General features: G+C 58.8%; 14 protein-coding genes. 6 read left to right on the forward strand and 8 right to left on the reverse strand.

Translation table 11 applies throughout. From position 1 onward, the window contains the following. Positions 1 to 66: 66 nt before the first annotated feature. Genes hutI through GGQ73_RS12885 form a run of 5 tightly spaced genes read left to right on the forward strand, consistent with a single transcriptional unit; the run spans position 67 to position 5906 of the window. On the forward strand, positions 67 to 1314 hold the full coding sequence (gene hutI, locus GGQ73_RS12865) for an imidazolonepropionase (protein WP_183896682.1): 1248 nt from the start codon (positions 67 to 69) through the stop codon (positions 1312 to 1314). Continuing rightward, on the forward strand, positions 1311 to 2846 hold the full coding sequence (hutH, locus tag GGQ73_RS12870) for a histidine ammonia-lyase (RefSeq protein ID WP_183896683.1): 1536 nt from the start codon (positions 1311 to 1313) through the stop codon (positions 2844 to 2846). Before hutI ends, hutH begins: the two co-directional genes overlap by 4 nt. Positions 2847 to 2848: 2 nt before the next feature. Next, the gene (hutG, locus tag GGQ73_RS12875; RefSeq protein ID WP_183896684.1) at positions 2849 to 3664 is read left to right on the forward strand and encodes an N-formylglutamate deformylase; all 816 of its coding nucleotides are present in this window, start codon (positions 2849 to 2851) and stop codon (positions 3662 to 3664) included. Further along, positions 3661 to 5334, forward strand: coding sequence for a urocanate hydratase (gene hutU / locus GGQ73_RS12880; RefSeq protein WP_183896685.1), 1674 nt, complete (start codon positions 3661 to 3663; stop codon positions 5332 to 5334). The genes hutG and hutU overlap by 4 nt, the downstream gene beginning before the upstream one ends. Positions 5335 to 5339: 5 nt before the next feature. Beyond that, on the forward strand, positions 5340 to 5906 hold the full coding sequence (locus GGQ73_RS12885; protein WP_183896686.1) for a HutD/Ves family protein: 567 nt from the start codon (positions 5340 to 5342) through the stop codon (positions 5904 to 5906). Here GGQ73_RS12885 and GGQ73_RS12890 read toward each other — a convergent pair. Further along, the gene (locus GGQ73_RS12890) at positions 5890 to 6780 is read right to left on the reverse strand and encodes a LysR family transcriptional regulator (RefSeq protein ID WP_183896687.1); all 891 of its coding nucleotides are present in this window, start codon (positions 6778 to 6780) and stop codon (positions 5890 to 5892) included. The genes GGQ73_RS12885 and GGQ73_RS12890 overlap by 17 nt on opposite strands. A gap of 109 nt (positions 6781 to 6889) precedes the next feature. On the opposite strand from GGQ73_RS12890, the gene GGQ73_RS12895 reads away from it, so the two are divergent. Continuing rightward, positions 6890 to 8386: a CoA-acylating methylmalonate-semialdehyde dehydrogenase gene (locus tag GGQ73_RS12895; protein ID WP_183896688.1), complete on the forward strand. Its 1497-nt coding sequence runs from the start codon at positions 6890 to 6892 to the stop codon at positions 8384 to 8386. A gap of 57 nt (positions 8387 to 8443) precedes the next feature. Here the strand turns inward: GGQ73_RS12895 and upp are convergent, their stop codons facing one another. The 7 genes from upp to cyoB form a co-directional block, all read right to left on the reverse strand. Further along, a complete protein-coding gene (upp, locus tag GGQ73_RS12900) occupies positions 8444 to 9073 on the reverse strand; it encodes a uracil phosphoribosyltransferase (protein ID WP_077102204.1) in 630 nt (209 codons plus the stop codon). Between the two features lie 101 nt (positions 9074 to 9174). Further along, on the reverse strand, positions 9175 to 10164 hold the full coding sequence (locus GGQ73_RS12905; protein WP_183896689.1) for an adenosine deaminase: 990 nt from the start codon (positions 10162 to 10164) through the stop codon (positions 9175 to 9177). Further along, positions 10161 to 11381 carry a phosphopentomutase gene (locus tag GGQ73_RS12910; RefSeq protein ID WP_183896690.1) on the reverse strand — a complete coding sequence of 407 codons (1221 nt, stop codon included), beginning with the start codon at positions 11379 to 11381 and terminating at the stop codon, positions 10161 to 10163. The genes GGQ73_RS12905 and GGQ73_RS12910 overlap by 4 nt, the downstream gene beginning before the upstream one ends. An 87-nt stretch (positions 11382 to 11468) precedes the next feature. Further along, on the reverse strand, positions 11469 to 12260 hold the full coding sequence (locus tag GGQ73_RS12915; RefSeq protein ID WP_183896691.1) for an SURF1 family protein: 792 nt from the start codon (positions 12258 to 12260) through the stop codon (positions 11469 to 11471). A 123-nt stretch (positions 12261 to 12383) separates the two neighbouring features. Further along, complete coding sequence (gene cyoD / locus GGQ73_RS12920; protein ID WP_174151843.1) at positions 12384 to 12800, reverse strand: cytochrome o ubiquinol oxidase subunit IV; 417 nt, start codon at positions 12798 to 12800, stop codon at positions 12384 to 12386. After that, positions 12800 to 13426 (reverse strand): cytochrome o ubiquinol oxidase subunit III, encoded by a 627-nt coding sequence (gene cyoC, locus GGQ73_RS12925; RefSeq protein ID WP_174151842.1) that lies wholly within the window; start codon positions 13424 to 13426, stop codon positions 12800 to 12802. Before cyoC ends, cyoD begins: the two co-directional genes overlap by 1 nt. A gap of 4 nt (positions 13427 to 13430) precedes the next feature. Then, complete coding sequence (cyoB, locus tag GGQ73_RS12930; protein ID WP_183896692.1) at positions 13431 to 15434, reverse strand: cytochrome o ubiquinol oxidase subunit I; 2004 nt, start codon at positions 15432 to 15434, stop codon at positions 13431 to 13433. Between the last annotated feature and the right edge of the window lie 106 nt (positions 15435 to 15540).

Raw genomic sequence — 15540 nt, forward strand, 5'->3', positions numbered from 1 at the left:
CGCAGCTCTTGCCTCGCAATCCATTATGTATATACATATTAAACATAAGGGAAGGGAAAATCGAGCATGACCGACAACTCCATTCCAGAGGATCAGAGCATGATGTCACTGTGGCGCAATGCCCATCTTGCGACGCTCTCACCGTCACTATCCGGCCTCGGAGTTATCGAGAGGGGCGCCTTAGCGGTGAAAGATGGGCGCATCGTCTATGCAGGTCCCGAAGCGGACCTGCCGGGCGACTATGCAGCCACCTCCCACAGCATCGATTGCGAAGGCCGATGGATCACCCCGGCCCTGATCGATTGCCATACCCATCTCGTCTTTGGCGGTAACCGCGCCATGGAATTCGAGATGCGCCTGAACGGCGCAAGCTATGAGGACATTGCCAAGGCGGGCGGCGGCATCGTCTCGTCTGTGCGCGATACACGGGCGCTGAGCGAGGGCGAACTCATTGCGCAGGCCTTGCCACGCCTGGATGCGCTGCTGGCGGAAGGCGTTTCCACCATCGAGATCAAATCCGGCTACGGGCTGGACATCGAGACGGAGCTGAAAATGCTGCGTGTGGCGCGCAGGCTGGGAGCGCTTCGTCCGGTTCGCATCGTCACCAGCTATCTTGCCGCCCATGCGACACCGGCTGAGTACAAGGGCCGCAACGCGGACTACCTCACCGACGTCGTCCTGCCCGGAATGGAGCGCGGCCATGCGGAAGGCTTGATCGACGCTGTCGACGGCTTCTGCGAAGGGATTGCTTTTTCCGTTGAAGACATGCGCATGGTTTTCGACAAGGCCACGTCTCTTGGCCTGCCGGTGAAACTGCATGCGGAGCAGCTCTCCAATCTTGGCGGCTCCGTGCTTGCAGCATCTTACCGCGCACTCTCTGCCGATCATCTGGAATATCTGGATAAGGCCGGTGCCGACGCGCTCGGCCACGCCGGAACCGTCGCGGTGCTGTTGCCCGGCGCATTCTATGCGCTGCGCGAAACGCAAGCGCCACCCGTTCAGGCACTACGCGATGCGGGTGCCGATATCGCGCTGGCTACGGATTGCAACCCCGGCACCTCGCCGCTGACGTCGCTGCTGTTGACCATGAACATGGGCGCAACTCTGTTCCGCCTGACGGTGGAGGAATGCCTGACAGCCACGACGCGGAGCGCCGCGAAAGCCCTCGGGCTCACCTCCGAGACCGGAGCACTGGAGGTCGGCAAATCTGCCGACTTCGCCATCTGGAATATCGAGCGTCCCGCCGAGCTCGTCTACCGCATCGGTTTCAACCCGCTTCATGCCCGTATTTTCAAGGGACGGATCACATCATGACCATCACGCTTCACCCCGGTTCCGTGCAGCTTGCCGATCTTGCCGACCTCTACTGGAACAATGGCTCTGCAAAGCTCGATCCATCTTTCGATGCCGGCATCGAGCGTGCGGCCAAACGCATCGCCGAGATCGCGGCGGGGAATGCCCCTGTCTACGGCATCAACACCGGTTTCGGCAAACTGGCCTCGATCAAGATCGATGCCGCCGACGTGACGACCCTTCAACGCAATCTCATCCTCTCGCACTGCTGCGGCGTGGGTGCAGCGTTGCCGGAAAATATTGTCCGCCTCATCATGGCGCTGAAGCTCATTTCGCTTGGTCGCGGTGCGTCCGGTGTGCGGCTGGAGCTGGTGCGACTGATCGAAGGCATGCTGGAAAAGGGTGTCATCCCGTCAATCCCGGAAAAGGGTTCGGTCGGTGCATCCGGTGATCTGGCGCCGCTGGCCCACATGGCCGCCGTCATGATGGGAGAAGGCGAGGCCTTTTATCAGGGCACTTTGCTGCCAGCCTCTGACGCGCTTTCCAGGGCTGGACTGACACCGGTTGTTCTGGCCGCCAAGGAAGGTCTGGCGCTGATCAATGGCACCCAGACATCGACGGCGCTCGCGCTGGCCGGGCTGTTCCGCACCCACCGAGCAGCACAGGCGGCACTGATTACCGGCGCGTTGTCCACCGATGCGGCCATGGGTTCTTCCGCGCCGTTCCATCCCGATATTCATACGCTTCGTGGCCATAAAGGCCAGATCGATGCCGGTGCAGCCCTTCGCAATCTGCTGGAAGGTTCCGAAATCCGCATCAGCCATATCGAAGGCGACGAGCGCGTGCAGGACCCCTATTGTATCCGATGCCAGCCGCAGGTAGATGGCGCCTGCCTCGACCTTCTGCGTCACGTCGCACAGACATTGCAGATCGAAGCCAACGCCGTCACCGACAATCCCTTGGTGCTTTCAGACAATTCCGTGGTCTCAGGCGGCAACTTCCATGCCGAACCGGTGGCTTTTGCCGCCGACCAGACGGCGCTCGCCATCTGCGAAATCGGTGCCATCGCCCAGCGCCGGATTGCGCTTCTGGTCGATCCCGCCTTGTCCTACGGCCTGCCCGCGTTTCTCTCCAAAAAACCGGGGCTGAATTCCGGCCTGATGATCGCAGAGGTCACCTCCGCTGCCTTGATGAGCGAAAACAAGCAGATGTCGCATCCGGCATCGGTCGATTCCACACCGACATCCGCCAACCAGGAAGACCATGTGTCGATGGCCTGCCATGGCGCGCGCCGCCTGCTGGTGATGACGGAAAACCTGTTTGCTATCATCGGTATCGAGGCACTGTCTGCGGTGCAAGGCGTGGAGCTGCGCGGCCCGCTGACGACAAGCCCGGAACTGCAAAAGGCGATGGCCGTGCTGCGCAACGTCATTCCTTCGCTGGATGATGACCGCTACATGGCCCCCGACCTGAAAGCAGCGTCGGAACTGATTGCGTCCGGTGCGCTGGTGTCTGTCATCTCGGATGGCATTCTGCCGATGCTGGAGGCATAAGAATGCCTGTTTTCGAAACGCACCACGGCTCCTCCCCCATCATTCTCGGTCTGCCGCACACCGGCACCGATGTGCCCCAGGACATATGGGAACGCCTGAACGACAACGGTAAAATCCTTGCCGACACGGACTGGTACATTCACGATCTCTATGCGGGACTGCTGGATGATGCGACCACTGTGCGCGCCACGTTCCACCGCTATGTGATCGACGCAAACCGCGATCCAGAAGGTTTGAGCCTCTACCCCGGCCAGAATACGACCGGTCTGGTTCCGACGACGGATTTTGATGGTAATCCGATCTGGAAGCCAGGCGAAGAGCCGACGCAAGCGGATATCGCCCACCGGCTGGCAACGTTTCACGCGCCATACCACGCAGCTCTTGCAGCGGAAATCGCGCGGGTGAAAGCCATTCACGGCATCGCCATCCTCTACGACTGTCACTCCATCCGCTCGCATATTCCGTTTCTGTTCAAGGGCGCCTTGCCGGATTTCAATATCGGCACGGATCTCGGTCGCACCTGCAACCCCGCTATCGAAGCCATCGCCGTCGATGTGACAGCGAATGCGCGAGGATACACGTCCGTTCTCAACGGGCGTTTCAAGGGCGGCTGGACCACGCGGCAGTACGGCAAGCCGGATAGCGGCGTTCACGCCATCCAGATGGAGCTGGCGCAATCCACCCATCTTGTCACAGAAGCGCCGCCCTTCGCCTATGATGCCGAAAAGGCCGGAGCTCTTCGCATTCATCTCAAAGATATTCTGACGCGCATGGAAGACTTCGCGCTGCGCATCAACGAACAGGGGAGACCATCATGACCAACCCACGCCACAATGAACGGGAAGTCCGCAGCCCGAGAGGCTCTGAGCTCAACGCCAAAAGCTGGATGACCGAAGCGCCGCTGCGCATGCTGATGAACAATCTCGACCCTGACGTTGCCGAACGCCCGCATGAACTCGTTGTCTATGGCGGCATTGGCCGCGCCGCCCGCACCTGGGAGGATTTCGACCGCATCGTTGCCACGCTGAAGGACCTCAACGAGGACGAGACGCTGCTCGTCCAGTCCGGCAAGCCTGTCGGCGTGTTCCGCACCCACAAGGATGCGCCGCGCGTGCTGATCGCCAACTCCAACCTCGTGCCGCATTGGGCCACATGGGAGCATTTCAACGAGCTGGATAAAAAGGGGCTGGCCATGTACGGCCAGATGACGGCCGGGTCGTGGATCTACATTGGTACGCAAGGCATCGTTCAGGGCACCTATGAGACGTTCGTGGAGGCTGGTCGCCAGCATTATGACGGCAATCTCAAGGGCAAATGGATCCTGACCGGCGGCCTGGGTGGCATGGGTGGCGCTCAGCCGCTGGCCGCCGTCATGGCCGGTGCCTGCTGCCTTGCCGTGGAATGCGACGAGACCCGCGTCGATTTTCGCCTGCGCACCCGTTACGTCGATGCCAAGGCCCACACGCTGGACGAGGCCTTGGAGCTGATCGACCAGTGGACGAAAGCGGGCGAAGCCAAGTCCGTCGGCCTTATCGGCAATGCGGCCGACGTCTTCCCTGAACTGGTCAAACGCGGTGTCCGGCCCGATATCGTCACCGACCAGACCTCGGCCCATGACCCGATCCACGGCTATCTGCCCATCGGCTGGACGGTTGCCGAATGGCGCGCCAAACAGGAAAGCGATCCGAAGGCCGTGGAAGCAGCCGCCCGCGCTTCGATGAAACTCCATGTTCAGGCCATGGTCGATTTCTGGAACGCCGGCGTTCCAACGCTGGATTACGGCAACAACATCCGCCAGGTTGCCAAGGAGGAGGGGCTGGAAAACGCCTTCGCCTTCCCCGGCTTCGTGCCCGCCTACATCCGCCCGCTGTTTTGCCGTGGCATCGGCCCGTTTCGTTGGGCAGCACTTTCGGGTGATCCGGAGGATATCTACAAGACAGACGCCAAGGTGAAGGAATTGACGCCCGGCAACACCCATCTGCACAACTGGCTGGACATGGCACGCGATCGCATCGCCTTTCAGGGCCTGCCTGCGCGAATCTGCTGGGTGGGTCTGGGGGATCGTCACCGGCTGGCGCTGGCCTTCAACGAAATGGTCAAGACCGGCGAGCTGAAAGCCCCCGTCGTCATCGGTCGCGATCACCTCGATTCGGGCTCGGTTGCCTCGCCCAACCGCGAGACGGAAGCGATGAAGGACGGATCGGACGCCGTCTCCGACTGGCCGCTTCTCAATGCGCTACTGAACACGGCGTCGGGCGCGACATGGGTTTCGCTGCACCATGGCGGCGGTGTGGGGATGGGCTTTTCCCAGCACTCCGGCGTGGTCATCTGCGCCGATGGGTCTGACGATGCGGCACGGCGTCTGGACCGCGTGCTGTGGAACGACCCGGCAACCGGCGTCATGCGCCACGCGGATGCAGGCTACGATATCGCGCTGGACTGCGCCCGGGAAAAGGGCCTGCGCCTGCCCGGCATTCTCGGCAACTGATCGGGATGGAGCTGCTTCGTTCCAGCAATTACAAACATATGCCGTGGAAGAATGGCGGCGGGGAGACGGTGGAAATCGCCGTCTTTCCACCAGACGCCTCAGTCGAGACTTTTGACTGGCGTATCAGCATGGCAGCGGTTGCAGGCGACGGACCATTCTCCATCTTTCCCGGCATAGATCGTACGCTGTCCATTCTGAATGGAAATGGCATGTCGCTGAGGATGGATGGTCAAAAGCCCGTCCTTATGACGCTTTCAAGCCCACCGCTTGCTTTCCCAGCAGATGTTCCAGTCGAGGCAACGCTTGTCGATGGGCCAATTAGCGATCTGAATGTGATGACGCGGCGTGGTCGTTATCGTCACAGCGTCGAGCGTCTCAGCGGCCGCTTTTCGGTCAGCAAACAGGCCGAAAACGAAACGGTATTTATCTTGGCAACGGGTGAGATCTACGCGGTATCAGACCATCAGTCATTGGCCCTGACGGCGCTTGACGCCGTTTCGGTCAATGGCACGGTCGCTGTCCAGGCAGATCGCATCGTCTGCTATATCATCAGGCTCACGCGGCAGGACTGAAGATCGACCGTTCACTCGTCACAATATCCTGAAGGAATTGCACCACGGTTCTGACCCGCGCCAGTTGGCGCGCATTTTCATGGAACGCCGTCCAATAGGAACGGCGGATCGTGACATCAGGCAGAATGCGCGTCAGTTCCCGATCATTGCGGGCGATGTAATCATGCAAGATGCCAATGCCCGCACCAGAGCGCACCGCCTCCGTCTGGCCGGTGGCACTCGATATTTCGAAGCTCGCATTCCAGTCGCGCATGATTTCGCCGGTGTAATTCAGCGATGGCGAAAAGATGAGGTCTTCGACATAACCAATCCTGCGGTGACGCTTCAGCGCCTCAACGGTTTCAGGCGCCCCATTCTGTTTAAGATAGGATTTCGACGCATACAGCCCCAGTGAGTAGTCGGTGAGCTTTGACAGCACCAGCCTGCCTTGCTCCGGTCTTTCGATAGTGATCGCAATGTCGGCCTCGCGCTGCGACAGCGAGAAGGAACGGGGCACGGGCACGAGCTCGATTTTCAGGTCAGGATGTCGTGCCGTCAGCATACCGAGGCGCGGCGCCAGAAAAGAGACACCGAAACCATCTGGCGCGCCGATGCGGACCGTTCCGCTGATCGCGGCATCTCCGCGCCCCAGATCGGCCTGAAGTCCAAGCATTTCCGTTTCCATCCTCTCCGCAGACAGAAGAAAACGGACGCCATCTTCTGTCAGTTCGCAGCCGGTGGTGCTGCGCAGAAACAATTGGGAGCCAAGCGTTGTCTCCAGCGCCGAGACACGTCGGCTCAGCGTTGCATGGTTGACGCCGAGCTTTCTGGCTGCAGACAGAAACTGTCCGCTTCTGGCAACGCTGAGGAATATACGCACATCGTCCCAATTCATGCCAACCTCATTATGGTGATTTTTGCACAACGGATGATTATTCTTAGTCATTGATTTGTACAATTCAAAGCGCAAAGGTGGGATCATCAAAAATTCAGGAGGAACACCCATGAAAGAAATCGGTCATTTCATCGACGGCAAGCGTGTGGCTGGCACCAGCGGTCGCACATCCAATGTCTACAATCCGGCAACGGGTGAAGTGCAGGCCACGCTTTCGCTGGCCAGCGATGCGGAAATTCTGGCCGCCGTCGAAAGCGCCAAGGCAGCCCAGCCGAAATGGGCCGCGACCAACCCGCAGCGCCGCGCGCGCGTCTTCTTCAAATTCGTTGATCTTCTGAACCAGCACATGGATGAACTGGCAGTGCTGCTGTCCAGCGAGCACGGCAAGACGGTGGAAGATTCCAAGGGCGATATCATTCGTGGCCTGGAAGTCTGCGAATTCGTCTGCGGCATCCCGCATCTTTCCAAGGGTGAGTTTACCGAAGGTGCCGGTCCTGCCATCGACATGTATTCCATTCGCCAGCCTGTCGGCATCGGCGCTGGCATCACGCCGTTCAACTTCCCCGGCATGATCCCGATGTGGATGTTTGCACCGGCCATCGCCTGCGGCAACGCCTTCATCCTGAAGCCTTCCGAGCGTGACCCATCGCTGCCGATCCGCCTGGCCGAACTGATGATCGAGGCCGGTCTGCCCGCCGGTATTCTTAACGTGATCAATGGCGACAAGAGCGCGGTCGATGGCATCCTGACCAACCCCGATATCGGCGCCATTTCCTTCGTCGGCTCCACCCCGATCGCACGTTACGTCTACGGCACGGCTGCCATGAACGGCAAGCGCGCGCAGTGCTTCGGCGGCGCCAAGAACCACATGATCATCATGCCGGATGCCGATCTCGATCAGGCCGTCAGTGCCTTGATGGGTGCCGGCTACGGTTCGGCTGGCGAACGCTGCATGGCGGTGTCTGTGGCTGTTCCGGTCGGTGAAGAGACAGCAAACCGCCTCATTGAAAAGCTCATTCCCCAGATCGAAGCCCTGAAGATCGGTCCCTACACCGATGACAAGGCCGATATGGGTCCGCTGATTACCAAGGAAGCGCAGGCCCGCGTCAGCGGCCTGATCGACAGTGGCGTCGAGCAAGGTGCAAAGCTCGTCGTCGATGGCCGCAATTTCAAGCTTCAGGGCTATGAAGAGGGTTATTTTGTCGGCGGATGCCTGTTCGACAACGTGACCACCGACATGGACATCTACAAGCAGGAAATCTTCGGACCGGTTCTCTCGGTCGTTCGTGCCAAGAACTATGAAGAGGCACTCGACCTGCCGATGAAGCATGAATACGGCAATGGCGCTGCAATCTTCACCCGTGATGGTGACGCAGCCCGTGATTTTGCCAGCCGCATCAACATCGGCATGATCGGCATCAACGTTCCGATCCCTGTTCCCTTGGCCTATCACTCCTTCGGCGGCTGGAAGGCTTCGAGCTTCGGCGATCTCAACCAGCACGGCACGGATTCGATCAAGTTCTGGACAAAGACCAAGACGGTCACGGCCCGCTGGCCATCCGGCATCAAGACCGGTGCAGAATTCGTCATGCCGACGATGAAGTAGGAGATATCTATCTCGATGATCATGCGCCCTCATCGCTGAGGGCGCATTTTTTGTGCGTTACTTCGTGCCGTACATGCGGTCGCCCGCATCGCCGAGACCGGGCATGATGTAACCCTGTTCGTTCAGGTGGCTGTCGATCGAGGCCGTGAAGATCGGAACATCCGGGTGCGCTTCGCGGAAATTCTTGATGCCTTCGGGGGCGGCCAGCAGGCACAGGAAGCGCATGTTCTTCGCGCCACGTTCCTTCAGCTTGTCGACGGCGGCGATGGACGAGTTGCCGGTTGCGAGCATTGGATCGACAACGATGATGAGGCGTGCATCGAGATTATCCGGTGCCTTGAAGAAGTATTCCACCGCTTCCAGCGTGTCATGATCACGGTAGACACCGATGTGGGAGACGCGGGCAGAGGGTACGAGTTCCAGCATGCCTTCCAGCAGTCCGTTTCCGGCACGCAGGATCGAGGCGAACACCAGTTTCTTCCCTTCCAGAACCGGAGCGTCGATGGTCTGCATCGGCGTCTCAATGGTTTCCATCGTCATTTCCAGATCGCGCGTGACCTCATAGCAGAGCAGCGTCGAGATTTCCCGCAGAAGGCGGCGGAAACCGGCAGTCGAGGTTTCCTTCTTGCGCATGATGGTGAGTTTGTGCTGCACGAGGGGATGAGCGATAACGGTGACGCCGTCCATGAAGCTGGCCTTTTCTTTGATCTCTGATGTCTCTGTATTTCACCGAATGAGCCGCTTTCGCAAGACCGGATAAGCATTTTGCACCTCGGTTCCTGCTCGTTTTATGTCGCGTCAGATTGCGCATCCAATCTGGCAATCAGCGTCGCGCGCGTTTCCTCGTCAACGAATGCAGCCTCGATGGAGGTTCGCGTCATGGCGTTGATCTCAGCATCGCTGAAACCGAAGGCATGGCGCGCGATCTCGTATTCCTGCGCAAGCGAGGTGTGAAAGAAGGGCGGATCGTCGGAACTGATGCAGACCCGCACGCCTGCGTCGCGAAGGCGTCTCAATGGATGGCTTTCGAAATCCGGGTAGACATTGAGAGCAATATTGGAGCCGGGGCAGACTTCAAGAACGGTGCCAAGCTCCACCAACCGTGCGACCAATGCCTCATCCTCGATGGCGCGCACGCCGTGGCCGATGCGTTGGGGTCTGACGAGATCGAGCGCATCCGTCACGCTGAAGGCGCCGCAGACTTCGCCGGCATGGATGGTCAGCCCAAGACCGGCATCGCGGGCAATATCAAAGGCGCGGGCGTAATCCGCCACCCGACCCATGCGCTCTTCACCCGCCATGTTGAAGCCCGTGATCAGCGGGTGTCTGACGCGCGCGGCATATTCCGCAGCAGCGATGACGCTTTCGGGGCCAAAGTGGCGCTCGCCGGTGACGATAATACGCGCTTCGATGCCGGTCTTTTCCTTGGCCGCCGCAATACCTGCCGCAATGCCGGAAAGATAGGCATCCGCACCCAAGCCGATCCGATCTCCGTGATCGGGCGAAATGATCAATTCGCTATAGATGGTATTTTCACCGGCCAGCTCCGTCAGATACGCCTCTGTCAGAAGAGCGTAATCCTCTTCCGTCCTGAAGACCTGAGCGACAGCATCGTAACAGCGGATGAACTCGGCAAAATCCGTCCAGACGTAAGCGCCGTCGCGCAAGAACGGACTGCTGTCGATGCCGTATTTCTGCGCCTGCTGTGCCACCAGTGCAGGCGGGGCCGCACCTTCCAGATGGCAATGGATTTCTGCTTTGAACAAATGCGACGTCACATGAAACTCCTGCCGTGGCGGCCTGCCGGTATGTCGAGATGGGACGCGATACTTTCGCCGATATCGGCAAAAGATGACCGTATCCCGATGTTCCTTTCGCGAATGCCAGGCCCAAAGGCCATGATCGGCACGCGTTCACGAGTATGGTCGGTGCCGCGCCATGTCGGGTCACAACCGTGATCGGCGGTCAGGATGGCGAGATCGCCCGGCTGCATCTTGCGATGAATTTCCGGCAGGCGGACGTCGAAGGCTTCGAGTGCCGCAGCATATCCCGCCACATCCCGGCGGTGGCCGTAATTCATGTCGAAATCCACGAAATTGGTGAAGACGAGATCGCCATTCTCCGCCTCTTCGATGGCTGCCAGCGTGGCATCCATCAGCGCATCGTTTCCGCTAGCCTTGATGACACGCGTGACGCCCTGATGCGCATAGATATCACCGACCTTGCCGATGGCGAGCACCTTGCGGTCCATCTCCACGAGGCGGTCGAGCAATGTCGGCTCGGGCGGCAGAACGGAAAAATCCCGCCGATTGCCGGTTCTGTGAAACGTGGCGACGGTTTCACCGGTGAACGGCCGGGCAATAACACGGCCGATATTGAGGGGATCGACGAGGGTGCGCACCGTTTGGCAAAACGCGATCAACCGTTCCAGCCCGAAATGTGCCTCATGCGCCGCGATCTGGAAAACGGAGTCCGACGATGTGTAACAGATGGGCTTCCCCGTTCGAATATGCTCTGCGCCGAAACGTGCAATGATGTCGGTGCCCGACGCATGGCAATTGCCGAGGATGCCTGGCACGTCGCCCTGCTCGCAGATCGCTTCGACCAACTCCGGTGCGAAAGCGTCTCCCTCCGTCGGGAAGTAACCCCAATCGAAACGAACCGGCGTTCCCGCGATTTCCCAATGGCCCGATGGTGTGTCCTTGCCCTTGGACAGTTCGCTGGCGCAGCCGTGCAGCCCGTAGATGCGCTCCGGCGCGTCCATTCCGGCTGGCATCTCGCCACTAGCCAGCGTCGCAATGTCCAGGAGGCCCAGTGCCGACATATTCGGCAGCATCAGCGGACCCGACCGCAACCCGGCACGATCGGCCGCACCGGCGGCACAGAACTCGGCGATGTGGCCCAGCGTATTGGAGCCCAGATCACCATATTGCTCGGCATCCGGCGCGCCGCCCACGCCAAAGGAATCAAGAACGAGAAGGAAAGCTCGTGCCATGCATCACCCAGAAAAAGCGCGACCGGAGCGGCCGCGATAACGAACGAGTGATATAATCATCGTGAGAAGAAAGGTGAAACCCTTTCTTCAAGCACCCTCGTCATCATCGGAAGACGGCGCATCGGTGGCGGTCTTTGATCCGTTCAGATTGCGGGTAACGTACCAGCCAGCCACCACCACCATGCCCGCCAGAATATACCATGTAATGGCATAGGACAGGTGATTGTTGGGGAAGGTCAGCATCGTCTTGCCACCGATTGGCAGACCACCCGGATTGGGCGTCGCATCCGCATCGATGTAGAAGGGGGCGGTGTTTTCGATTTTCTTCACATCTGCAATTTGGGCGATGTTGCGTGAATACCAGCGATTGTTTTCCGGGTCGTTGGTTCGCAGGAAAAGCCCGCCCGTCTCCGTCGCCCGCATCAGGCCGGTGATCTCGACAGACCCTTCGACCTCACCTTGCGGTCGGGTGGATGGCTCGCGCTTATCGGTTGGCACGAAGCCGCGATTGACCACAACAGCCGTCCCATCGGCGCGCTGCAACGGCGTCAGAACCCAATAGCCGGGGCCAAGATCAGTGACCGTGTAGACCTGCACCTCGTCTTGATGACGGTAGCTCCCTGTCACCTTCACGCGGCGATATTCATAGTGTGATGGGTCCGTCATGGCGGGCCACTCGTTTGGCGCGGGAAGTCCCACAGGTGCCGCATGCGCACGTTCTTCGACGCGCGCCACCAGATCGCGCTTCCACGCGAGACGGTGCACCTGCCACGTACCGAGGGCCAGCAGGCAGCCGGTCAGGATCGTGGTTATCAGCATGACGCCGATCGCTGCTGGGCGGATACGCCTGCGCGGAGTGGTTTCGCTTTGAATGGTCATTGAGAGCTTTCCCGCCCAACAGAAAACCCCACGAATCTCCTCTCCGATTCATGGGGTCTCTTGTCTCTCGGAGAAGCGCGGCCCGCTTGGATGCAGGCCGCGATATCATTGAAACAGCGCCGGTTACGGCATGTTGCGCATCTGCTCCATCGTCATGGGCGGCATCATATTCTTGTTCATGTTGTACATGACCCATAGCGAACCCACGAGCGTGATCATGACGACAACGAGCGTGAACAGCAGCGACATGAAGATCCAGCCACCCTGCGACTTCGTGTTCATGTGCAGGAAATAGATCATGTGCACGAAAACTTGGATCACACCGAAGATCATGATGATCAGGACGGTGGTGGTTCGGTTTTCGATGACATCGCCCATGACCAGCCAGAACGGAATGGCCGTCAGGATGACCGAGAGGATGAAGCCGATCATGTAGCTCTTGAACGAGCCGTGATCTTCGCCGCTATCGTGGTGATGATCGTCGCCGTGGGCATGCCCATGATCGTGATGGTGGCTATGGTCGTGTGTGTTTGCACTCATCACAGAACTCCAACCAGATAGACAAAGGAAAAGACGCCGATCCAGATAACGTCGAGGAAGTGCCAGAACATGGACAGGCATGTCAGGCGGCGCATGTTGGCTGCATGAAGGCCGTGCGTCTTGATCTGGGCCATAAGGGTCACAAGCCAGATGACGCCAAAGGTGACGTGCAGGCCGTGGGTCCCGACCAGCGCGAAGAAGGCCGAAAGGAAGGCCGAACGCTGAGGCGTCGCACCCTCATGGATCAGATGATAGAACTCGTAAAGTTCAAGGCTAAGGAACGCCAGACCGAAAACACCGGTGATGGCGAGCCAGATCAGGGTCCTGTTGATGTTCTTCTTCTGCGCTTCCAGCATGGCAAAACCATAGGTGATGGAAGAGAACAGCAGGAAGGCGGTGTTGATCGCCACCAGCTTCAGGTCGAACAGATCTGCGCCCGAAGGGCCAGCCGCATAGCTGCGGCCGACAACGGCATAGGTTGCGAAGAGCGTTGCGAAGATCAGGCAGTCGCTCATCAGGTAAAGCCAGAAACCCAGCGAGGTGCCGTTTTCCGGATGGTGGTCTTCCTTGAGGTAGAAGACCGGCTTTTCCGCGCCGCTGGCGCTGTGTGCAGGTGCTTGGGACATACTGTTACGCCTGATTTGCCAGCAGCTTCGTACGGGCTGCCTCAACGTCCGTTACATCCGATGCCGGAATGTAATAGTCGCGATTGTAGTTGAAGGTGTGAGCGATGGAGACCCCGATGATGGCCAGAAGAGCCAGGATCGCCAGCCACCAGATATGCCACACCAGTGCAAAGCCGAGCACAACACTGATGCCGCTGAGGATCACGCCGGTGCCGGTGTTCCGCGGCATGTGGATCGGGATGAACCCATCCAGCGGACGTTCTGCACCATGTTTCTTCATATAGGCCCAGGCGTCGACTTCATGCACGACCGGCGTGAAAGCGAAGTTGTACACAGGCGGCGGCGATGACGTGGACCACTCCAGCGTACGACCATGGTAAGGGTCGCCCGTCAGATCACGAAGTTCTTCACGCCGGAAGAAGCTGACAACGAGCTGGATAATGAACGACGCAATGCCCAGCGCGATGAGGAAGGCACCAAATGCGGCGATGATGAACCAGATTTGCAGCGACGTGTCTTCGAACTGGCTGAGGCGGCGGGTCACGCCCATCAGGCCAAGCACGTAGAGCGGCATGAAGGCGAAGTAAAAGCCGACGAACCAGAACCAGAAGGACATCTTGCCCCAGAACGGATCGAGACGGTAGCCAAAGGCTTTCGGGAACCAGTAGACGATGCCCGCCAGTACGCCGAACAGCACGCCGCCGATAATCACGTTGTGGAAGTGCGCAACCAGGAACAGCGAGTTGTGCAGCACGAAGTCCGCCGGAGGCACGGCGAGCAGGACGCCCGTCATACCGCCGATGACGAAGGTGATCATGAAGCCAATTGCCCACAGCATGGGTACATCGAAGGTGATACGACCCTTGTACATGGTGAAGAGCCAGTTGAAAATCTTCGCACCGGTGGGAATGGAGATAATCATCGTCGTGATGCCGAAGAAGGCATTGACGCTGGCACCCGAACCCATCGTGAAGAAGTGGTGCAACCACACGACATAGGCCAGAATGGTGATGACCACCGTTGCGTAGACCATCGACGCGTAACCGAAGAGACGCTTGTTGGAAAAGGTCGATACGATTTCCGAGAAGATACCGAAGGCAGGCAGGATGAGAATATAGACCTCTGGGTGGCCCCAGATCCAGATGAGGTTCACATACATCATCGGATTGCCGCCAAGATCGTTGGTGAAGAAGTTCGTACCAACGTAACGGTCAAGCGTCAGCAGCGCGAGTGTACCGGTCAGGATCGGAAACGATGCCACGATCAGAATGTTGGAACACAACGATGTCCACACGAAGATCGGCAGGCGCATCATGGTCATGCCAGGCGCACGCATCTTGATGATCGTGACGATCAGGTTGATGCCAGACAGCGTCGTCCCGACACCGGCGACCTGGATCCCCCAGATGTAATAGTCGACACCGACGCTTGGACTTCCCTGGATGCCCGACAGGGGCGGATAGGCCAACCAGCCGGTCTGGGCATATTCACCGATGAACAGCGAAATCATGGTGATCACGGCGCCAGCCACTGTCATCCAGAAAGAGAAATTGTTGAGGAACGGGAAGGACACGTCACGCGCACCGATTTGCAGCGGAATGGCGAAGTTCATCAAACCGTTGATCATCGGCATCGCCACGAACAGGATCATGATAACGCCGTGAGCGGTGAAGATCTGGTCGTAGTGGTGGGCGTTGAGATAGCCTTCCGAACCACCCGAAGCAATGGCCTGCTGGATACGCATCATGATCGCATCGGCAAAGCCGCGCATCAGCATGACGAGTGCCAGAACGATGTACATGATACCGATCTTCTTGTGATCGATACTGGTAAACCATTCCTTCCAGAGATAGCCCCAGAGCTTGAAATAGGTGAGCAGACCCAGAAGGGCTGCGCCACCGAGAGCAACGACCGTGAAAGTGACGATCAGAATGGGCTCGTGGAAGGGTATGGATTCCAACGTCAGCTTCCCGAAAAGGAACGACGTTTGATCGGTGGTGGCGACCATTTTAGCCTCTTGCGATTGACTTAGAGTGCCTTGCGTCAGTCTGAACACAAGGAACGCTCCAATCTATTGATTCTACGCATCATTCTTCGGATGCGCCTTATGATGT

The organism is Rhizobium skierniewicense, assembly GCF_014196515.1.
In the GTDB taxonomy this organism is placed as follows: Bacteria; Pseudomonadota; Alphaproteobacteria; order Rhizobiales; family Rhizobiaceae; genus Agrobacterium; species Agrobacterium skierniewicense.